Below are 22,620 nucleotides of genomic sequence, written 5' to 3' on the forward strand. Positions count from 1 at the left end.
TATATCAGAATTAATTGTTTTTATCAGTCTATTTCACTGCATTGTAAAATGATGATAATACATCATTTAATTCATCAATATGCACTTCTTGACTTTCTGAATTATCGCGACATTTTACCTCAACGATTCCTTCAGCTGCTTTTTTACCGACCATAACACGTACTGGCAAGCCAATTAAATCTGCATCGTTAAATTTAACCCCAGCACTTTCTTTACGATCATCATATAACACGTCATATTGATTTTTCAATTGACTATAAAGTTGTTCTGCAAGTTCTTTTTGATCATCTTTTTTAGGATTAATTGCAATTAAATGCACTTCATAAGGCGAGATTGCTTTTGGCCAAATAATCCCTTTATCATCATGATGTTGCTCTATAACAGCTGCTAATGTTCTTGAAATACCAACACCATAGCAACCCATAATTAAAGGTTTCGCTTTTCCTTGTTCATCTAAGAATGTAGCATTCATACTTTCAGAATATTTCGTTCCAAGTTTAAATACTTGTCCAACTTCAATACCTTCAGCAAATTTAGCTTTTCCTAAATTGTCAGGTAATGCTTCACCTTCTAAAATAAATCTAAAATCGCCATATGCTTCAATTTTAAAATCTCTGTCCACATTAGCATTTAAATAATGGAAGCCATTATCATTTGCTCCAACTGCTAAATTATTGATATCTTGAACAAAATTATCAGCATATATCTTAATTTGATCTACATTTACAGGTCCTAAACTACCAGGCTTTGCATTTAAAATATTTTCAATCTCATTATCATTAGCCATCTCGATATTTTCAGTTTTGAAATAAGATTTTAATTTAACATCATTTACTTCATGATGTCCTCTAATAAGTATCATGACATATTCATCTTCAACTTTTATGATCATAGATTTAATAATTTTATCAACTGTTACATTTAAGAAATCAGCTAAAGCTTGAGCTGTTGTAACATTTGGCGTTTCAATCTTTTCTAAATCTTTCAAAGAAGTATGTTCATGATTTGGAGTATAAGCCACTTCTGCTTTTTCTATATTTGCAGCAAAATCACTCGTTTCACTATAAACTATTGTATCTTCACCAATTTCTGCTAGCGCCATAAATTCATGTGTATGGTCTCCACCAATAGCACCTGAGTCTGCTAATACAGGTCTAAAGTTCAAACCAACTCTTGTGAAAATTTTATGATAAGCGTTATACATATCATGATAAGTCTCATCTAAAGAAGATTCATCAGCATGGAAAGAATACGCATCTTTCATAATAAATTCACGGCCACGTAATAGTCCGAATCTTGGACGCTGCTCATCTCTAAATTTAGTTTGTATTTGGAATAATGTTATTGGTAATCGTTTGTATGATTTTAATTCATCTCGTACAAGTGAAGTCACAACTTCTTCATGAGTAGGACCAAGACTAAAATCACGTTTGTTACGATCTTGTAGTCTCATTAGTTCAGGACCATAAGCATCCCATCTACCTGATTCTTTCCATAATTCTGCTTGTTGTAATACAGGCATTAATACTTCAACACCATCAATGACTTCCATTTCTTCACGAACGATTTGTTCAATTTTATTAAGTACACGCTTAGCTGTTGGTAAATAACTATAAATACCACGCGCATTTTGTTTAATCATACCTGACTTTAATAAAAGTTTATGACTAATAGATTCCGCTTCTGCAGGAACTTCTCTTAATGTTGGTATAAATATTTTAGACTGTTTCATAAGTTTCCTCCTATAAATTACATGAAGTAACGTTGAATATCATTCCATGTAACCATAATCATTACAAATATTAAAAATACAGCACCAATTGAAAGCATAACCATTTCTGCTTTCTTATTAATTGGTCTTCTAAATATCATTTCATAAATTACAAATAATAGTCTACCACCATCTAAAGCTGGAATTGGTAATAAATTCATAATACCTAAATTCACACTTAACAATGCAGTGAAGCCCATTAATGTTTCAAAACCTTGTTTCACCACTGTATCAACATTACTATATATACCAACTGGACCATTTAACATATCAAACGAGAAACCACCCGTAAAGATACTGCCAATTAAACTTAGTACAGCTTGGAAGATTACTTGACCAGCTACGATAGTCTTTTCAATTCCAGCTAATAATGGTCCAAATACTGTATGTTCTGTCGGTTGTGCTACACCAATAATGTATCTTGTTTCATATTTACCTTTACTTACTTCTTGTGTATCTTTCTTAGCCGCAACTTTGAAAGTCTTTTCTTTTCCATCTCGATCCACTTTTATTTCGACGGGTTCTGTTTTCTTCTCTTTAAAAATAGGCTGTATATCAGTGAATTCATTTATTTTTTTACCATCAACTGATTTAATTTCATCGCCTTTTTTAATACCTGCTGTTTGTGCTGGAGCACCATCTTGTAAATCTCCAAATACTGGATCATTTGTTGGTACGCCATTCCAATAAGCTAGTCCTACGAATATTACAAGTGCAAGAATAAAGTTAAACAGTGGCCCTGCAAATAAAGTAAGAAATCTTTGATAAGGCTTTTTAGACATTAATTGTCTATCCTTTGGTGCGATTTGAATTAAGTCTCCACCTTGAACAAAATAAGCCTCTCTCGCTAATTTGAAATGGTGTCTTTCATCATCACTGGCAGTAATGCCTTCGATGTAGATTTCATCTTCAAAATCACTATCTTTAATTTCTAAATGCTCAATTTGTTGAAATTTATGTTGATCATCCATAATTACATGTGTTATTTCATTATGGTCATTCAATTTAATTGCAATATGCATACCAGGTGTTAAAGGATTTTGTTCTAAACCATCGCCTGCCATTCTGACATATCCACCAACTGGCAGTAATCTAATTGTATAAAGTGTTTCATTTTTCTTATATGAGTAAATTTTCGGCCCCATACCTATAGCAAATTCCGGACACATAATACCAGCTCTTTTTGCAAAAAACATGTGTCCATACTCATGTACAGTAACTAAAAGACCAAAGACAAAGATAAATGCTAAAATTGTATAAATCACGCTTACACCCCGTAATCCTTAGATTTATAAGCTGCATCAATTTCTAGAATTGTTTCTAAATCTGGATGCTCTATAACTTCATGTTCTTTCATTGCTTCCTCAATCATATCTTCAATTTTTAAAAATGATATTTCATTATTCAAAAATTTGTGAACCGCCACTTCATTTACAGCATTTAATACAACAGGCATCGTGCCCCCAATTTTAATAGCTTCATAAGCAAAGTGTATACATTTAAATCGATTAAAATCCATTTCCTTAAAGTTCAATTGTCCTATTTGAGCTAATTTGAGTCTTTCAGCATCTCTAAATGCTCGTTTTGGGTATGTAAATGCATACTGTATTGGTGTTCTCATATCTGGAGTACCTAACTGTGCAATTACACTTGTGTCGTTAAATTCAACCATAGAATGAATAATACTCTCTTTATGTAAAACTGTTTCAATTTGATCAATATTCAAATCAAATAACCATTTAGCTTCAATCACTTCTAATCCTTTATTCATCATAGTTGCAGAATCAATCGTAATTTTTTGACCCATTGACCAATTAGGATGATTTAAAGCATCTTCAAGTGTTACATTTTTCAAATCTGCTCGTTTTAAGTCTCTAAATGAACCTCCACTAGCAGTGATAATTAACTTGTTTATATCTTTTTGGTGTTCACCATTTAAACATTGAAAAATTGCTGAGTGCTCAGAATCTACGGGCAATATCTTTACATTTTTTTCTTTAGCTTTTTCCATTACAAGCTCACCAGCGACTACTAATGTTTCTTTATTAGCTAAAGCAATATCTTTACCTGCATCAATTGCAGCCATAGTAGGTCGTAATCCAATACTTCCTAATATAGAATTCAATAGCAAATCAGCGTTAGAATATGTCGCAACAGCTAATAATCCCTCTTCGCCATGTACGAGATCTACATCTAGATGTTTAAGTTTATCCATGTCTTCTTCATGTTGTACAGATACGAGCTCTGGATGAAATTCTTCTATTATATTTTGAGCATATGCAATATTTTTCCCTACTGATAATGCCACTAAATTAAACTGTGAGTTGTGTTCTCTTATAACATCTAATGCTTGTTGTCCCACTGACCCACTTGCTCCTAAAATAGCAATATTCTTCATAGATTTCACCCCAATTTACAATTGAAATAAGAAAAGATTTAACAATGGTAACACAAAGATAAAACTATCAAACCTGTCTAGTATACCACCGTGTCCTGGCATTATATTCCCTGAATCTTTAACACCAAAATGTCTTTTTAATCCTGATTCTACAAGGTCACCTAATTGACCAAACATACTTAATAGCATTGTTAATGGAATTAATAACCATAATGATACATCCATATTAAATGATTGTCCAAAAATAACCGCTACTATTAAGCTCGAGAAAATACCACCAATAAAACCTTCTATCGTCTTATTAGGACTAATTAATGGCCATAATTTATGCTTACCAAATAATCTACCAAATATATATGCACCAGTATCAGTTAACCACACTAATAGTAATGCAAATAAGATAAATTGTAAGCCATGTTCTCTCGTTTCATAAAAATACATAAAACCTATACCAATATATGTAACTGACATAACGCAAAAAGATGCATCCATGAAGTTAAATCTATTTTTAGACATGACTGTATAACTCAACATTAAGAAACTCATAATGATTAATAATTGTAACTGTATACGTATATCGTTATTAATCAGTTCTTGAGGTAATAAAATAATGCATAGTGAAATAACAGACAAAAAACCTGGTATAGAAACAATCGATAAATTATTCATATTTAAAATTTCTTTTAATGCAATAATCGCAAGTAGATACGCTAATGCGATGACAGGTAATCCCCCATATATTACGATTGGAAGAAATACAGCCATTGCAACGATTGCAGATATTGTTCTCGTCTTCATTTTTATCTCCTTTACAGCCCACCAAATCTACGTTGTCTCGACTGATAAATTTTCAAACAGTCTATTAAAGATTGTTCATCAAAATCTGGCCACAATGTTTTAGTAAAGATAAATTCACTATATGATGATTGCCAAATTAAGAAATTACTCAATCTTTCTTCTCCTGAAGTACGTATAAGCAATTCAGGATCTGGTATATCAGAAGTAAATAAATGTTTTTTCAAATTATCTTCACATACTTCATCAATAGATAAATGACCCTGTTCGACTTCATGATAAAGTTCTTTAACTGCATTTAGAATTTCAGCTCTACCACCATAATTCAATGCAAATACAAGATTTAATCCTGTATTATCTTTAGTTTTTTCGATAGCTTCTTCAATAGCATTTTTAGTATGCTTCGGCAAAGCCTCTGTAAAACCAATTGTCGTAACTTTAACATTTTTCTCGATGAGTTCAGGCAAGAACGTTTTAAGGAAATCAACAGGAAGTTTCATTAAATATTTCACTTCATCTTTTGGTCTTGACCAATTTTCCGTAGAAAAAGCGTATAGAGTCAAATATTTCACACCTAAATCATTTGCTTTACGTGTGATTTTTTTAACTGTTTGCATACCCTCATAGTGCCCTTTAACTCGAGGCATTTTTCTATTCTTAGCCCATCTACCGTTACCATCCATAATTATTGCTATATGTTCAGGGACTGTTAATTCAATGTCTTGATTATTTATTTGTTGTTTTTGCTTTATAAACTTTTTTATCATAGCGTCCTCCATCAAACAAACGCGAATTTATATGTATAATTAATTAAACATATCGTAATACATTTTATCACAAAAAGAACGGTTCTGTGTACATAAAGAAAAAAACCGTACCAAAGTCTGATTTGGTACAGTTCTTATCTTTAAACTTCCAAAATGTCATTTTCTTTTTGTGCAGTTAAATCATCTATCTGTTTGATGAAATCGTTCGTAATATCTTGAACTTCATCTGTTTGACTTCTTAAGTCATCTTCAGTAATATCGCCATTCTTTTCTTGTTTCTTCAAATCTTCATTTGAGTCACGACGAACGTTACGAATTGCTACTTTAGCACTTTCTGCTTCTTTTTTAGCTTCTTTCACTAATTCTTTTCTACGTTCTTCTGTTAATGCTGGTACTGAAATTCTAATGATTGTACCATCACTTGTTGGATTAACACCAAGATTTGCTGCATTAATCGCTTTAAGAACATCTTCAACTGAAGATTTATCGTAAGGTTGCACGACAAGTAAACGAGCTTCTGGTACAGAAATACCAGCTAATTGTTGAATTGGTGTTGGTACACCATAATACTCAACATTAACTCTTTCTAAAAGATTCGCATTTGCATGACCAGTTCTTATTGAAGCTAAATCTCTACTAAAACTTTCAATTGTTTTTGTCATTTTTGACTTTGTTTCTTGAATAACATCTGCCATGGAATTACACCTCATGTTTATTTTGTAATAATCGTACCGATTTCTTCACCTTGAACAGCACGTTTAATATTTCCTTCTTCCATAATTGAGAATACAACAAGTGGGATATCATTGTCCATACAGAACGATGAAGCTGTTGAATCCATTACTTGTAATCCTTCTTGTAACATTTGAATATATGTTAATCTTTCATATTTTTCTGCATTAGGATCTACTTTCGGGTCAGCAGAATAAACGCCATCTACGTTATTTTTACCCATTAAGATAACATCAGCTTCTACTTCAGCTGCTCTTAAAGCTGCAGTTGTATCTGTAGAGAAATATGGATTACCAATTCCTGCTGCAAATATAACCACTCTATTTTTCTCTAAGTGACGAATTGCGCGTCTTCTAATATATGGTTCTGCAACTTGTTTCATTTCAATTGAAGTTAATACACGAGTATCACATTCTAATTGTTCTAAACTATCTTGTAATGCTAAAGCATTCATTACTGTGGCTAACATGCCCATATAATCTGCAGTACCACGATCCATACCTAAATCGCTTCCTGTTTTACCTCTCCAAATGTTTCCGCCACCAACGATAACTGCAACTTCACAGTCCATTTGAGCAACTTCCGACACTTGTTGTGCTATACTTTTTATCACTACTGGGTTGATACCAAAGCCTGAATCACCGGCTAAAGCTTCTCCGCTTAGTTTTAGAACGACGCGATTATATTTAGAATTCTTAGTCATCTTGATCCCTCTCTATGCTTATAATTAGGTCTTTATATATAACGAAAGAAGACACAAGACGTGTCTTCTTTCTAAAAAGCAAACTTAGTTGCCTTTCATTTGTCCTTTTACTTCATCAGCAAAGTTATCAGAACGTTTCTCGATACCTTCCCCAACTTCGTAACGAACGAAATCTACAAGCACGCCACCTTCTGTTTTTAAGAATTCAGCAACAGTTTGGTCTGGATTTTTAACGAATGCTTGGTCTACAGCACAGATTTCTTCTAAATATTTACGCATTCTACCTTCAACCATTTTTTCAACGATATTTTCAGGTTTACCTTCATTTAAAGCTTGTTGTTTAAGAATTTCTTTTTCGTGAGCTAATTCTTCTTCTGAAACTTGGTCACGAGAAACAAATTTAGGATTTAATGCAGCAATGTGCATAGCAACGTCTTTAGCTGCATCAGCATTAGTTGAACCTTCAACAACAGTTAACACACCGATACGTCCAGCCATGTGTAAGTACTCACCGAATGAATCGTTGTCAGTTTTAGTTTTTAAAGTGAATCTACGTAATGTTAATTTTTCACCAATAGTAGAAATTGCTTCGTTCATTCTTTCGTCAACAGTTTGTCCATTTGCTAATTTAGAAGCATTTAATTCTTCAACATCAGCTGGTTTAACTTCAAGAATATGATCTGCCATTTCTTTAACTAAGTTTTGGAAACCTTCGTTACGAGCAACGAAATCTGTTTCTGCGTTTAATTCAAGAATTACAGCATCGTTACCTTTAGAAGCAACATAAGTTGTACCTTCAGCAGCAATACGGTCTGCTTTTTTAGCAGCTTTAGCAATACCTTTTTCACGTAAGTAATCTACCGCTTTGTCGATGTCACCATCAGTTTCTGTTAAAGCTTTTTTACAGTCCATCATACCTGCGCCAGTTTTTTCACGTAGTTCTTTGACAAGTTTAGCTGAAATAGCCATAATCTAATTCCTCCATTTATATAAGTAATAAGTTGTTTATAGTAAATCTTTCTAAAAAAAGGTGATAAGTTATAGAACCTTATCACCTTTTTGAAATTATGCTTCAGTAGTTTCAGTTGATTCTTCTTTAGGTGCTTGTTCTGTTTCTTTTAAGTCGATGTTTTGCTCTTCAGCTACATCTTCATTTGAAACGCCTTGTTGACCTTCTAAAATAGCGTCAGCCATTTTACCAGTTAACAATTTAACAGCACGAATAGCATCATCGTTTGCAGGGATAACATAATCGATTTCATCTGGATCACAGTTTGTATCAACAATACCAACGATTGGAATGTGTAATTTACGTGCTTCAGCAATCGCGTTACGCTCTTTACGAGGGTCAACTACGAATAATGCTTGAGGCATTGATTTCATATCACGAATACCGCCTAAGAATTTGATTAAACGGTTGTATTCTTTTTTAAGTTCTACAACTTCTTTTTTAGGTAGTACATCAAATGTACCGTCTTCTTCCATTTTTTCGATTTCAGAAATACGTTTTACACGTTTAGAAATTGTTTTGTAGTTAGTTAAGATACCACCTAACCATCTTTGGTTAATGTAGTAATGTCCAGCACGTTCAGCTTCTTCTTTAACTGACTCTTGTGCTTGTTTTTTAGTACCTACGAATAATACTTTACCGCCTTCTTCTGAAACAGATTTAATAAAGTTGTATGCTTCGTCAACTTTTTTAACTGTTTTTTGTAAGTCGATAATATAGATACCGTTTCTTTCTGTGAAAATATATTTTTTCATTTTTGGGTTCCAACGGCGTGTTTGGTGACCGAAGTGAACACCTGCTTCAAGCAATTGTTTCATTGAGATAACTGCCATGATAATTCCTCCTAATTGGTTTTATTCCGCCATATACACTTTTTATAGAAACAACATGATATGTTGCACCACTCTATAATTTACGTGAATATGTGTGAATTTGGCTTTTATAGCCGTTGTTAAATATATCACATCTTATACTGTTCATCAAGTATTTTATTTATTTAAACCTAATTCATCTAAGAAACGTTCTTTTTTGATTCGAATGAATGTACCTTTCATCCCTAAAGAACGTGATTCAATAACGCCAGCACTTTCTAATTTTCTTAATGCATTTACTATTACAGATCTTGTAATACCAACTCTATCAGCAACTTTTGAAGCTACTAATAAACCTTCAGGTGCACCAAGTTCTTCGAAGATATGTTCAATTGCTTCTCTTTCTGAATAAGAAAGTGAATTAATTGCCATAGTAATAGCTGCTTTATCTCTTGCTTCTTGTTCAATTTCGTTATGTTTTTCTCTTAAAATTTCCATTCCGATTACAGTTGCTGCATATTCACCAAGAACAAGGTCATTGTCATTAAAGTCTTGAGAAACACGACCAACTACTAATGTTCCTAAACGTTCACCGCCACCTAAAATAGGGAAGATTGTTGTTTGGCTATCTACGAATAGTTCTTTGTTTTCTGGTGGAAATACAGTTAGAACGTTCTCAATATCAATGTTAGACATTGTTTGTTCAACATGCATTAATTGATCAGTATATTCTTTAGGTATGTGTCTGTCTTCTAACATTTTAATAATACGCTCGTTACTTAATAATTCATTTAAGCTTGAACCTAGAATTTTACCTCTTCTTGACACAATAAATACATTTGTAACTGTTACATCACTTATAGTTTTTGCCATATCTTTAAAATCTACAGCAATACCTTTATGCTTTTGTAGTAATGTATTTAATTCTCTTGTTTTTGTTAATAAACTCATTTAATTTTTCCTCCTTTTTTATAGAATAAATGCACTTAAATCTTTATTTGTTGCAATCGATTCTAATTTTTGATTAACGTATTCTGGTGTAATATCTACTACTGCATTTGGCATATTTGAAGCTTCGAAAGAAAGATCTTCTAACATTTTTTCAAGTATTGTATGCAGTCTTCTTGCGCCAATATTATCTGTTTCTTGGTTCACTTGAAAAGCAATTTCAGCTAATCTATTGATAGCTTCATCAGTAAAGTTGATTGTTACTAATTCAGTTTGTAACATCGCTTTGTACTGTTCAAGTAATGATTGTTTTGGTTCTTTTAAAATTTTAACAAAATCTTCAGTAGTCAAACTGTCTAATTCAACACGAATTGGAAATCTACCTTGTAGTTCAGGTATTAAATCACTAGGTTTAGACATATGGAATGCCCCAGCCCCAATAAATAAAATATGCTCTGTATTGATAGAACCATATTTTGTTTGTACTACGCTACCTTCTACTATAGGAAGAATATCCCTTTGAACGCCTTGTCTTGAAACATCTTGCCCACCATTATTATTACTAACTGCTATTTTGTCTATTTCATCAATAAACACCATGCCCATTTGTTCAGTTAACTGGATGGCTTCTTCATTTACTGATTCTTGATCAATTAATTCGTTAGCAATTTCATCAGTTAAAATTTTTCTTGCAGTTTTAACTGGTAGTTTACGTTCTATTTTTTTCTTAGGCATCATTTGACTTAACATATCTTGCATTTGTGGATTATTTTCCATGCCCATCATGCCTAAAGATTGTTGCTCTTGTTCTACTTTGATTTTAACAATTTCTTCTTCTAATTCACCGTTAGATAATTGATTCTTTATATCTTCACGTTTCGTTTTAATTTCTTCAGTTGGTGCTTCTTCAACTTCTTCTTGTTGGTTAAAGTTTGGAAATTGGCCGCCAAATAAAGATTCAAGTGGGTTGTTACCATTACTTTGTGCTTTTTTCTTCATACTTGGTACAAGTAATTTAATTAATTTTTCATTCGCTTTCTTAGTAGCGTCATCATGTACTTCTTTTTTCTTTTCCTCTTTGACTATACGACGACCTACTTCAACTAAATCTCGAATCATACTTTCAACATCGCGTCCTACGTAACCTACTTCAGTAAATTTCGTAGCTTCGACTTTTACAAACGGTGCTCCAACTAACTTAGCCATTCTTCTAGCTATTTCAGTCTTACCTACACCAGTAGGGCCAATCATAAGAATATTTTTAGGTATAATTTCACTTCTTAGTTGATCGTCTAACAAACTACGTCTATAACGGTTTCTTAGTGCAATAGCAACTTTACGTTTTGCATCTTGTTGACCAATGATATGATCATTTAATCGATCAACAATGTCGTGCGGTGTCATTTTCAATTGATTTTGTGACAACCTTAAACCCTCCATTTATATTTCTTCTACTTTTATTTCATGATTTGTAAACACACAAATATCTGCAGCAGTATTCAATGAAGCTTCCGCTATCTCTTTAGCTGATAAATGTGGTGCATATGACTTAAGCGCTCTTCCAGCACTTAATGCATAGTTACCGCCAGAACCAATAGCGATTATACCATCATCTGGTTCGATAACTTCGCCTGTACCACTTACAACTAATAAATCTGTCTCATTCATAACGATTAACATCGCTTCAAGTTGGCGTAGCATTTTATCTCCTCGCCATTCTTGAGCAAGCTCTACAGCAGCTCTCGTCAAATTCCCACTGTATTCTTGTAATTTGACTTCGAACTTTTCAAATAATGTAAAAGCATCTGCAACACTACCAGCAAAGCCAGCGACTACTTTATCATGATACAGTCTTCTAACTTTTCTTGCAGTTTGTTTCATGATGACTTGTTCACCTAATGTAACTTGGCCATCACCTGCCATTGCAGAATGTCCATTATGTCTAATAGCAAAAATTGTTGTTGCATGTAATGATGAACTCATTATAAATTCTCCTTTACGCACGTGGATGTGCAGATAGATATACTTTTCTTAACTGATCTTTCGTTACGTGTGTATATTGACTAGTCGTCGATAAACTTTCATGTCCTAATAAACTTTGAACACTTCTCATATCAGCACCTTGATTTAATAAATGTGTAGCAAATGTATGTCTCAATTTATGAGGATGAATATGATATACCCCTTGAGTTCGCTTCACTATTTCATTTAGTGCATAGCGCACACCACGTTCAGTAATCGCTTGACCTCTCATATTTACAATTAAATAGTCATGATCAATATTTAATTGATTTCTGAAGCTTTCAAGATAATCCGTAATAGCACTTTGACAATATTCACCAAAAGGAACAATACGTTCTTTATTTCCTTTTCCTAAAACTTTTACAAATGAATAATTTAAGTCTATATCATTTATCTTTATATGCACTAACTCCGACACACGTATGCCTGTTGCATATAGCAACTCTAAAATTACTCTATCTCTAATATTTGTTTTCTTACCATCATCTAACGTTTTAAATAGCTTTTCCATTTCTTCTTCATAGAAAAAACTTGGTAAATGATGTTCTTTTTTAGGATGTACGAGCTGAACAAATGGATTTTGTATTTCACCATCTACGCTCATCCAATATTGGTATAAAGATCTTAGTGTCGAAATTTTTCGTGATACACTTGTTCGCTTATGTCCCTTATCATATAAAAAAGCAAGGTATCTCCTTGCATCTTTATACTCAAAAGAATCTAAAGATAAATGTTCGGATTGTAAAAATGCGTTAAACTCGTTTAAATCTAGCTGATATGCATTTAAAGTATGATTAGAAAATTGCTTTTCATACGTTAGCATATCAATAAACTGCTGTTCAATTGTATGCATCATTACTTATTCCTCCCAATTTATCTGAATTGTATCACAATTATAATAAATCTTAAAATATTTACTATAGCATTACTTTAAATGAGTTTAAGTGCTTAAGAGCGCGATTAGCTAATGTCTCGTAACGTACTTTTTTATCTTTAATTCGTTTTTCTAATGAAGGTAATAATCCAAAGTTCGCATTCATAGGCTGGAAATTTTTCTTATTAGCATGTGTTATATAATACGCCATACTTCCAATAATAGTTTCTCTTGGGAATTTAATAGGCTCTAAATCAGAAACTAATTTACTCGCATTAATACCCGCAATTAATCCACTTGCTGCACTTTCTACATACCCTTCAACACCTGTCATCTGTCCTGCAAAGAATAAATCATTTCTAGAGTTTAATTGATATGTTTCTTTTAAAGCGTTTGGTGAATTAATGAATGTATTTCTGTGCATAACACCATAACGCACGATATCTACATTTTCTAATCCTGGAATTAATGAAATAACTTCTTTTTGAGCACCCCATTTTAAATGAGTTTGGAAACCTACAATATTATATAAAGTACCTGCAGCGTCATCTTGTCTCAATTGAACAACTGCATATGGTCTTTTACCAGTTTTCGGATCTTCTAAACCTACAGGCTTCATTGGACCAAATAATAAAGTTTTCTTCCCTCTTTCAGCCATCACTTCAAAAGGCATACATCCTTCAAAATAAATTTCTTTTTCAAATTCTTTTAAAGGAACAACATCTGCTTTAATTAAAGCATTATAAAATGTATCAAATTCTTCTTCTGTCATAGGACAATTTAAGTAAGCTGCATCACCTTTATCATAACGTGATTTCAAATACACTTTATCCATATTGATTGATTCTTTATCAATAATTGGTGCAGCTGCATCATAAAAATACAATTGCTCCTCACCAGTTATATCCATAATTTGCTTCGTTAAACTTTCTGTTGTTAAAGGACCAGTTGCAATTATTGTTGGACCTTCTGGTATCTCAGTAATTTCTTCGTTTTTCACAGTTATATTAGAATGATTTTTTAATGTATCTGTAATGTATCCTGCAAAATCATGTCTATCTACTGCAAGTGCCCCTCCCGCAGGAACACGAGCATTATCTGCAGCTTTGATAATAAGTGAATCAAGTTGTCTCATTTCTTCTTTTAAAACACCTACTGCATTTGTTAACTGATTACCACGTAGAGAATTCGAACATACTAGTTCAGCGAATTGATCTGTATGATGTGCAGGTGTTTGCTTAACCGGTCTCATCTCATATAAATTAACATGTATTCCCCTCTTGGCTATTTGATGAGCCGCTTCGGAACCAGCCAACCCAGCTCCTATAACGTTAATTGAAGTCATTTTATATGCCTCCTTGATTTTCCAATTTTTGCTCCACATTGAATTGTATAACAAATCTGAATTTAATCAAATGATAAAGTAATAATAATTTTTAAAATTTAGTGACGTTTTACCTTTAAATCATTAAAACAAAAAACAAGTGCAAAAAGTTATCCTTAAAAATAACTTTTTGCACTTTATATTTCTATTTTTGTTCTTGTTCTTTATAATCACAATTTGGACACACTACTTGAGCTGACTTTCCTTTTTTACGCTCAACTAATACAGTTTCACATTTAGGACATGAACGATCTAACGGTTTATCCCATGATGTGTAATCACATTCAGGATATCTAGAACAACCGAAGAATATTCTATTTTTTTTAGATTTACGTTCTACAACTTCGCCCTCTTTACATTTAGGGCACTTCACGCCGATTGTTTTAATGATTGCTTTTGTATTTCTACAATCTGGGAAGTTGGAACATGCCATAAACTTACCATATCGGCCCATTTTATAAACCATTGGAGAACCACATAATTCACAATCTTCACCAGCTGGTTCATCTTTAATTTCGATTTTTTCCATTTCTTCTTCTGCTCTAGCTACATCTATTTTGAAATTCTCATAAAACATATCTATTACTTTCTTCCACTCAATTTCACCATCAGCTACTTTATCTAGAAGTGTTTCCATATTAACAGTAAAGTCTACATCTATGATTTCAGGGAAGTACTCTTTAACAGATTCATGAACGATTTCTCCTAGTTCAGTTGGAACAAATCTTTTTTGATCGACTTTTACATAATTTCTCTTTTGTATTGTGTCGATTGTTGGTGCATAAGTCGACGGTCTACCAATTTTAAGTTCTTCTAAAGTCTTAACTAAACGTGCCTCAGTGTATCGAGGTGGTGGTTGAGTAAAGTGCTGTTTTGGATCAATTTTCTCAGCAGTTACAAGGTCACCTTTTTCTAACGGTGGTAACTTGCCTTCTTTTTCTTCATCCGTATCATCTTTAGTTTCAACATAAACTTTCATGAAACCTTTAAATTTGATAGTTTGACCATTTGCTCTGAATTTCAAATCACCTTGCGTAATATCAGCTGCAACAGTATCTGCGATTGCTGGAGCCATTTGACTAGCCATGAAACGTTCCCAAATCAATTTATACAAACGATATTGATCTCTAGATAAGAATGCTTTCATTTGATCAGGAGTACGTTCAACGCCTGTTGGTCTCACAGCTTCGTGGGCATCTTGTGCGCCTTGTTTACCTTTTGTTTCTTTTGATTTTGATAAATATTCTTTACCATATTGATTCTCAATAAATGTCGCAGCTTCTGCTTTTGCACTGTCAGCAATACGTGTAGAGTCTGTTCTCATATAAGTAATTAAACCAACTGTACCTTGGCGTTTCAAATCGATACCTTCGTATAATTGTTGTGCAAGCATCATTGTTTTTCTCGCTTTAAAATTCAATTTACGAGAAGCTTCTTGTTGTAAAGAAGAAGTGGTAAATGATTTAGCTGGATATCTCAGTTTTTCTTTTTTAGTTACTTGAGTGACTTCGAATTTATCTCCATCTAATTGAGTTGTTATTTTTTTAACATCATTTTCAGTTTTTAATTTAACTGGTTTACTTTTTTCATGTAAAAACTTCGCACTAAATGATTTTGTTTTATGTTTAAATAAACCTTCAATTGTCCAATACTCTTCAGGCTTGAAATTATTAATTTCATTTTCACGATCTATAACTAGTCTTAATGCTACAGATTGTACACGACCAGCTGATAAACCTTTTTTAACTTTTTTCCATAAAACAGGAGAAATATTATAACCAACTAATCTATCTAAAATTCGACGTGCTTGTTGAGCATCTACTAATTCATGCTCGATTTCTCTAGGATGCTTAAAACTATCTTTTACTGCATCTTTTGTAATTTCATTAAATACTACTCTTGATTTTTCATTTTTATCTATATCTAATATATGTGCTAAATGCCACGCAATCGCTTCGCCTTCACGGTCCGGGTCACTTGCAAGATAAACGTTCTTTGCTTTTTTAGCATAACGTTTTAAATCTTTGACGACTGGTCCTTTACCGCGAATAGTTATATATCTAGGTTCATAATTATTTTCAACATCAACGCCCATTTGACTACGAGGTAAATCTCTTACATGCCCCATAGATGCAACGACTTTATATTTTTTTCCTAAATATTTTTCAATGGTTTTTGCTTTTGCAGGCGATTCAACAATGACAAGATTTTCTGCCAAAGTAAGTCCCCCTTGCTTTTCTATTGATTACAAGTGTAAATGATAAACTGATAAATTCAGCTTTGTCAATTAAAACATTTTATAAAATTAGTTTTTGTTCACTAAATGTACAATAATCTTCTATAATATCTTGAGCATTTTGTACAAGCTTTGCACCTTCTTTAATTCTGTTATTACCACCCTTACTTAACGTCTGAAAAATCGTCCCCGGGCAACAATAAACATTTCGATTTTGTTCCAAAGCTAAATCGATTGTTATTAAAGATCCACTACGTTCATCAGCTTCTGTAACAAGTACACCTTGAGACAATCCACTTATAAGACGATTCCTTTCTGGAAAACGCCACTTTTGAACTTTTGTAGTCGGGTAATACTCAGATATAACAAGATGATATTTTCTCATTAATTCATTTATATATTTTGTAGCGTTTGGATAATGATAATCTAAACCAAAAGCAGCAACACCTATTGTTTGACCACCATATTCAATTGTTTTTAAGTGCGCAAAATAATCTGCACCCATAGCCATACCAGAGACAATTGCTATTTTTGTATTTATTAGCTTTGGAATAATAGCATTACATATTTGTTCAGAATAAGTTGTAGCCTTCCTTGAACCGACTATAGCTAATTTCTTCTCATTATTCAATATTGACATATCACCGATGCCAAATAAAACTAAAGGATAATCATAAATTTCTTTCAATAGCCTTGGATAATTTTCATCATCACTAAATAATAATTTAATGTTTCTTATATGCATTGCTTTGAGAATTTTATCAATATCGCTACTCACATATTTAGTATACATTTCTAACATATTGTTATAATTTAATCCACTTTTATAAATAAAATTTGAAAACTCTCTTCGATAAGCTACAAAACTTAAGGTTGAATCATATCGAAGCATTTTATGAATATGATTTGTCGTGTAACCTGCATAAATTAGTTTCAAAATCGTTTGTTGATAATTATTCATAATAGTTATGCTCCTTACAATGTTAATTTAATAATTGTTAGAAGAAGAAAGTGTTAACGAGCTTGTTTTATGAGTCTTGCACGTTAGAATTTCTAACGTGCTTGTTTACTATTTCTTGCTCGTTAGAGCTGATTTTTATAGCTTTTTTGTGTGATCCTTCACTTTTAAAACCTTAATTTGTGCCCTAACGTGCTTATTTTGTGAGTCTTGCTCGTTAGAATTTCTAACGTACTTGTTTACTATTTCTTCCTCGTTATCAACTCTCCCTCTAACTTCTTTCTATGTTTTTTAAATAATATCTCTTATATCTTTGTCCTTCACATTCTAAATACTCATTACATATCCTCCTTACTGAATATACATTTTCTGCTTCACACCATTGAATTGCCTCTTGTAAGGTAAACCCTTCTTCCCCTTTTATAACTGCTAATTCCATTATGTTGAAATAATAAACCGTCCTTCGTTTGAAAGTATTCTTGCATTGTATGCATATCGTATACTTCTTATTTTTTTCAATTGAAATAGTATAAAGCTTTTTGCAATTTGGACATTTAATACCTTTCTTTATAAGTGAAAAATCAAGTTTAATTCTCTGTTTAAATTTATGTGAAAAAAATTGTTGTTTTTGCATGATTTGCTTAAGAATCAACTTGTCCCTAGTAATCTGTTTTGATTGAAATAATTTTGGGAATTTATGAAATTCTGATTTCAAAAGTACTTGTGAGCGTTTTGGAATTGAAGATTTTGCTGTAAATGTTGAATTTGAGAATATTAAATATTCATTTATTGGAAGATTAATATCTAATTCGAGAAGAATTTGTTGGAGATTTATTTTTCCTTTTTTTAGTTGTATAAACGGTGAGGGATAACGATTATGATGAGCACTTTGTATATATTGATCAAAAAATTCAAAGTCCCCGTAATAATGTTTTACTTCTAAAATACTAATTTGATTATTATGTACTATTAAAAAGTCAATTTGGAATGGATTCGTAGCTATAAATTCAAGATTATGCTTATAAACGATATCTCCATGAAGTTTTAAATGGTTATCAACAATACGTTCACCTTCATAACCATGTATCTTATTTATTATTTCATAGTTGCTATTATTAGCTTCAAATCTTGATTGTAAAGCATTGTAATATAAAAAATCTGAGTTAAAATTCATCTTTCACTCCTATTTTGTAAATATTTTACATATATTATATTATATGAATTTAATTTAGTCCATAAAAAATAAGAGGTGAGAGACAAATTAATTGTCCCTTTCCTCTCAAAATTAAAACACCAAATAAGCACAGTGTTTACTACTCGTAAAAACACTGCACTTATTCTTATAAACTAAATTATTTGATTGTTAAACATTTTTCATATAAACCGTCTTCTTTTTTAATACGGTTGATTAATGTTTCAGCAATAACAGATGGTGTATCTGCAGTATCTACGCCACAGTCATTAAGTGTTTTGATTTTTTCAGATGCAGTACCTTTACCGCCTGAAATAATCGCACCAGCATGACCCATACGTTTTCCTGGAGGTGCTGTTTGACCACCGATGAAACCAACAACAGGTTTAGTCATATTAGCTTTGATCCATTCAGCAGCTTCTTCTTCTGCTGTACCGCCAATTTCACCAATCATAACAACAGCATATGTGTCGTCATCTTCATTGAATGCTTTTAATACATCAATAAAGTCTGTACCGTTTACAGGGTCGCCACCAATACCTACTGCTGTCGTTTGACCGATACCAGCTTGAGTTAATTGATGTACTGCTTCATAAGTTAAAGTACCAGAACGTGATACTACACCTACATGACCTTTTTTGTGAATGTAGCCTGGCATAATACCAATTTTACATTCGTCAGCTGTAATAACACCTGGACAGTTTGGTCCTACTAAACGCGTTTTTTTGCCTTCTAAATATCTCTTAACTTTTATCATATCAATAACTGGAATATGTTCAGTTATACAAATCGCTAAATCTAATTCAGCGTCTGCACATTCAACAATTGCATCTGCTGCAAATGGAGCTGGAACATATATTACTGATACAGTAGCGCCAGTTTCTGCAACTGCTTCTTCTATTGTATTGAATACTGGTACGCCTTCAACTACTTGGCCACCTTTACCAGGTGTTACCCCAGCAACGATTTGAGTACCATAATCTAGCATTTGTTTCGTATGGAAAAGTGCTGTTGCACCAGTAATACCTTGAACTAATACTTTTGTATTTTTATCGATGTATACACTCACGTAACTCTCCGCCTTTCTTATCGTTCTTGAACTAATTTAACAATTTTTTGAGCACCATCAGCCATGATTGATGCAGGTTCGATTGCTAAACCAGATTCTTTTAAGATTTGTTTGCCTTGTTCTACATTAGTACCTTCTAGTCTAACAACTAAAGGCATATCTAATGAAACTTCTTTGACAGCTGCTACAATACCTTCTGCAATAACATCACATTTCATAATTCCACCGAAGATATTTACAAATATACCTTCTACTTGTGAATCACCTAAAATGATTTTGAATGCTTCAGTAACTTTTTCTTTAGTAGCGCCGCCCCCCACGTCAAGGAAGTTAGCCGGATTACCGCCGAAGTGATTAATTGTATCCATCGTAGCCATAGCTAAACCAGCTCCGTTTACCATACAACCAATATTTCCATCTAAAGCAATATATGATAAATCATATTTAGAAGCTTCGATTTCTTTCTCGTCTTCTTCTTCTAAGTCACGCATTTCAACGATATCTTTATGTCTGAATAAAGCATTATCATCGAAGTTTACTTTTGCATCAAGTGCTAAAACTTCACCTTCACCAGTTGTAACTAATGGGTTAATTTCAACAATTGAACAGTCTTTTTCTACAAACACATTATATAAAGACATCATTAATTTAACAGCTTTATTCACTGATTCTTTAGGGATGTTAATATTAAATGCAATTCTTCTAGCTTGATAAGGCATTAATCCAGTTACAGGATCAATTACTTCTTTGAAGATTTTTTCAGGAGTTGCTGCTGCAACTTCTTCAATTTCAGTTCCGCCTTCTTCTGAAGCCATTAAAGTAATTCTATCTGTTGCTCTATCAATAACAAAACCAATGTAATATTCTTTTTGAATATCGCATCCTTCTTCAACTAAAAGACGTTTAACTTCTTTGCCTTCTGGACCTGTTTGGTGTGTAACAAGTACTTTACCTAATAATTCTTTAGCGTACTCACGAACTTCATCAATTGATTTAGCAATTTTAACTCCGCCAGCTTTACCACGGCCACCAGCATGGATTTGTGCTTTAACTACATAAACATTTGAATCTAATTCTTTTGCTTTTTCTACTGCTTCAGCAGGTGAAAAAGCCACTGAACCATTAGGTACAGCTACGCCCATAGAGCGAAAAATCTCTTTACCTTGATACTCATGGATATTCATTCTCCATCCTCCTATTACATACAATATGTTTGCTTACTTCTCAATTATAGAAAATGTAAGCGTTATTGTAAACAAGGAGAGTCTATTTTTAAGAATTGTTAGAATAATATTTCACTTTTGATTTGATTGGCTCAAAAGATTTCCTATGAATAGGCGTTATTCCGTAATTTTCAATACCTTCTAAATGAGCTTTAGTACCATAACCTTTATTTTTATCAAAATCATATCCTGGATATTCTGAATTCAACTTTACCATCAATCTATCTCGGTACTCTTTTGCAATTACACTTGCTGCAGAGATAGAAACACTATTCAAATCACCTTTAATAATTGATGTTTGGGGAATACCATTATCTAGCTTCATAGCATCTATCAATAAATGGTCTGGCTTGTAATCCAATTGGTCAATCGCTCTTTGCATAGCAACTTTAGTAGCTTCATATATGTTTAATTGATCGATTTCTTCAACTGTAGCTATTCCAATACCTACTGATAATGCTTTATTATAAATTTCTTGTTCAAAAAACACTCTTTTACTTTGTGATAATGCTTTAGAATCTGTAATACCTAAATAATGATGGCCTCGTTCTAAAATGACTGCACTTGCTACAACAGGACCAGCTAATGGACCTCGACCTACTTCGTCTATTCCACATATCAGTGCTTCTTCTTTATCAGCTAATATTTGATTCTCATATTGATTCATTTTAATATATTTCAGATTAAGATCTTCTATTTTTTCTAATTGTTTTAATCTTTTTTTAAAAGCGGTTTGAACCCCTTTTCTTTCATCTTCGTAATAAATCGATCCTTTTATTTCATCAATTGATTCATAAAGATTAATCTCAGATGTAATATCTTTAATGCTCTTTTGTTTCATAAAGTCCATCCTTCATTTCTTCATAAATATCGAAGCAATAGTTGCCTATTTTAGCATTTCTTAAGTCTCTAATAATCAATTCTGTTACTGATTCATAATCTATTTCATTTCCTCGTTTCAACATACCTCTTCTTCTACCAATTTGATCGAATAAATCTACAACTTCATCTTCTTCATTTAATTCTATTTGATAAAATTGTTTTAGCTTTTCAGGATCATTATCAATTAAGAAGTTCAATCCATATATCGCAACTTCGTCTAAATGAACGATGCTATCTTTTATAGCACCAGTTAAACTAAGTTTTTTTCCTATCGTTTGGTCTTCAAACTTCGGCCATAAAATACCTGGTGTATCTAATAGTTCTAATTCTTTTCCAACTTTAATCCATTGTTGTTTTTTTGTTACACCTGGCGTATTTCCAGTTTTAGCAATAGATTTTTTGGCTAATTTATTAATAAGGGTTGATTTTCCAACATTAGGAATCCCTACAATCATGGCTCTAATCGCTCTTGGGCGAAGTCCTTTACTCTTTTCTCTATCAAATTTCTCTTTAGTTGCAGCTTGTGCAGCCTTCATAAGCTCACCTAAATGTTTACCATGTTTAGAATCAATTTGTACTGGATAAAATCCTTGATTCTTGAAATATTGCATCCATTTATCTGTTTCACTTTGTTTAGACATATCTTTTTTATTGAGTATTACAACTCTCGGTTTTTGCTTAACGATATCATCAATCATTGGATTTCTAGAAGATAACGGTATTCGAGCATCTACAAGCTCAAAAACTACATCTACCATCTTTAATTGTTCAGTTACTTCTCTACGTGCTTTAGCCATATGGCCAGGGAACCATTGAATTGTCATTTATATTTATCCTTTCTTATC

21 protein-coding genes are annotated in these 22,620 nt (G+C 32.6%); all 21 read right to left on the reverse strand.

All coding sequences use genetic code 11. From position 1 onward, the window contains the following. Positions 1-28: 28 nt before the first annotated feature. A complete protein-coding gene (locus CD129_RS09730) occupies positions 29-1,732 on the reverse strand; it encodes a proline--tRNA ligase (RefSeq protein WP_115337530.1) in 1,704 nt (567 codons plus the stop codon). A gap of 17 nt (positions 1,733-1,749) precedes the next feature. Continuing rightward, positions 1,750-3,036 (reverse strand): RIP metalloprotease RseP, encoded by a 1,287-nt coding sequence (rseP, locus tag CD129_RS09735; protein WP_078356151.1) that lies wholly within the window; start codon positions 3,034-3,036, stop codon positions 1,750-1,752. Positions 3,037-3,038: 2 nt separating this feature from the next. Next, positions 3,039-4,169 (reverse strand): 1-deoxy-D-xylulose-5-phosphate reductoisomerase, encoded by a 1,131-nt coding sequence (gene dxr / locus CD129_RS09740; RefSeq protein WP_115337531.1) that lies wholly within the window; start codon positions 4,167-4,169, stop codon positions 3,039-3,041. 15 nt (positions 4,170-4,184) lie between these two features. After that, positions 4,185-4,967, reverse strand: coding sequence for a phosphatidate cytidylyltransferase (locus CD129_RS09745; RefSeq protein ID WP_078356149.1), 783 nt, complete (start codon positions 4,965-4,967; stop codon positions 4,185-4,187). An 11-nt stretch (positions 4,968-4,978) separates the two neighbouring features. Then, positions 4,979-5,731 carry an isoprenyl transferase gene (locus tag CD129_RS09750; protein ID WP_078356148.1) on the reverse strand — a complete coding sequence of 251 codons (753 nt, stop codon included), beginning with the start codon at positions 5,729-5,731 and terminating at the stop codon, positions 4,979-4,981. Between the two features lie 140 nt (positions 5,732-5,871). Beyond that, complete coding sequence (frr, locus tag CD129_RS09755) at positions 5,872-6,426, reverse strand: ribosome recycling factor (RefSeq protein ID WP_078356147.1); 555 nt, start codon at positions 6,424-6,426, stop codon at positions 5,872-5,874. A 17-nt stretch (positions 6,427-6,443) separates the two neighbouring features. After that, entirely contained in the window at positions 6,444-7,166 is a 723-nt protein-coding gene (gene pyrH, locus CD129_RS09760; protein ID WP_078356146.1) for a UMP kinase, read from the reverse strand. Between the two features lie 84 nt (positions 7,167-7,250). Beyond that, positions 7,251-8,138, reverse strand: a complete 888-nt coding sequence (tsf, locus tag CD129_RS09765; protein ID WP_174221880.1) for a translation elongation factor Ts — start codon at positions 8,136-8,138, stop codon at positions 7,251-7,253. A gap of 93 nt (positions 8,139-8,231) precedes the next feature. Continuing rightward, on the reverse strand, positions 8,232-9,008 hold the full coding sequence (gene rpsB, locus CD129_RS09770; RefSeq protein WP_078356144.1) for a 30S ribosomal protein S2: 777 nt from the start codon (positions 9,006-9,008) through the stop codon (positions 8,232-8,234). 156 nt (positions 9,009-9,164) lie between these two features. Next, positions 9,165-9,938, reverse strand: coding sequence for a GTP-sensing pleiotropic transcriptional regulator CodY (gene codY / locus CD129_RS09775; protein ID WP_078356143.1), 774 nt, complete (start codon positions 9,936-9,938; stop codon positions 9,165-9,167). A gap of 18 nt (positions 9,939-9,956) precedes the next feature. Beyond that, entirely contained in the window at positions 9,957-11,339 is a 1,383-nt protein-coding gene (gene hslU / locus CD129_RS09780) for an ATP-dependent protease ATPase subunit HslU (RefSeq protein ID WP_411815039.1), read from the reverse strand. Positions 11,340-11,375: 36 nt separating this feature from the next. Continuing rightward, the gene (gene hslV, locus CD129_RS09785; protein WP_037560086.1) at positions 11,376-11,918 is read right to left on the reverse strand and encodes an ATP-dependent protease subunit HslV; all 543 of its coding nucleotides are present in this window, start codon (positions 11,916-11,918) and stop codon (positions 11,376-11,378) included. A 13-nt stretch (positions 11,919-11,931) separates the two neighbouring features. Beyond that, positions 11,932-12,810: a tyrosine recombinase XerC gene (gene xerC, locus CD129_RS09790; RefSeq protein ID WP_107509531.1), complete on the reverse strand. Its 879-nt coding sequence runs from the start codon at positions 12,808-12,810 to the stop codon at positions 11,932-11,934. A 64-nt stretch (positions 12,811-12,874) separates the two neighbouring features. Continuing rightward, positions 12,875-14,176 (reverse strand): FADH(2)-oxidizing methylenetetrahydrofolate--tRNA-(uracil(54)-C(5))-methyltransferase TrmFO, encoded by a 1,302-nt coding sequence (gene trmFO / locus CD129_RS09795; protein ID WP_115337533.1) that lies wholly within the window; start codon positions 14,174-14,176, stop codon positions 12,875-12,877. A gap of 184 nt (positions 14,177-14,360) precedes the next feature. Continuing rightward, positions 14,361-16,433, reverse strand: a complete 2,073-nt coding sequence (gene topA / locus CD129_RS09800; RefSeq protein ID WP_078356140.1) for a type I DNA topoisomerase — start codon at positions 16,431-16,433, stop codon at positions 14,361-14,363. A gap of 79 nt (positions 16,434-16,512) precedes the next feature. After that, positions 16,513-17,412, reverse strand: a complete 900-nt coding sequence (gene dprA / locus CD129_RS09805) for a DNA-processing protein DprA (protein ID WP_115337534.1) — start codon at positions 17,410-17,412, stop codon at positions 16,513-16,515. Positions 17,413-17,680: 268 nt separating this feature from the next. Beyond that, a complete protein-coding gene (locus CD129_RS09810; RefSeq protein ID WP_115337535.1) occupies positions 17,681-18,583 on the reverse strand; it encodes a nuclease-related domain-containing protein in 903 nt (300 codons plus the stop codon). A gap of 178 nt (positions 18,584-18,761) precedes the next feature. Beyond that, a complete protein-coding gene (sucD, locus tag CD129_RS09815) occupies positions 18,762-19,670 on the reverse strand; it encodes a succinate--CoA ligase subunit alpha (protein ID WP_078356137.1) in 909 nt (302 codons plus the stop codon). Positions 19,671-19,687: 17 nt separating this feature from the next. Continuing rightward, complete coding sequence (sucC, locus tag CD129_RS09820; RefSeq protein ID WP_078356136.1) at positions 19,688-20,854, reverse strand: ADP-forming succinate--CoA ligase subunit beta; 1,167 nt, start codon at positions 20,852-20,854, stop codon at positions 19,688-19,690. An 88-nt stretch (positions 20,855-20,942) separates the two neighbouring features. Beyond that, positions 20,943-21,734, reverse strand: a complete 792-nt coding sequence (locus tag CD129_RS09825; protein ID WP_115337536.1) for a ribonuclease HII — start codon at positions 21,732-21,734, stop codon at positions 20,943-20,945. Then, positions 21,715-22,599: a ribosome biogenesis GTPase YlqF gene (gene ylqF / locus CD129_RS09830; protein WP_078356134.1), complete on the reverse strand. Its 885-nt coding sequence runs from the start codon at positions 22,597-22,599 to the stop codon at positions 21,715-21,717. Before ylqF ends, CD129_RS09825 begins: the two co-directional genes overlap by 20 nt. Between the last annotated feature and the right edge of the window lie 21 nt (positions 22,600-22,620).

Origin of the sequence: Mammaliicoccus fleurettii (genome assembly GCF_003970575.1) — a bacterium.
Lineage (GTDB): Bacteria > Bacillota > Bacilli > Staphylococcales > Staphylococcaceae > Mammaliicoccus > Mammaliicoccus fleurettii.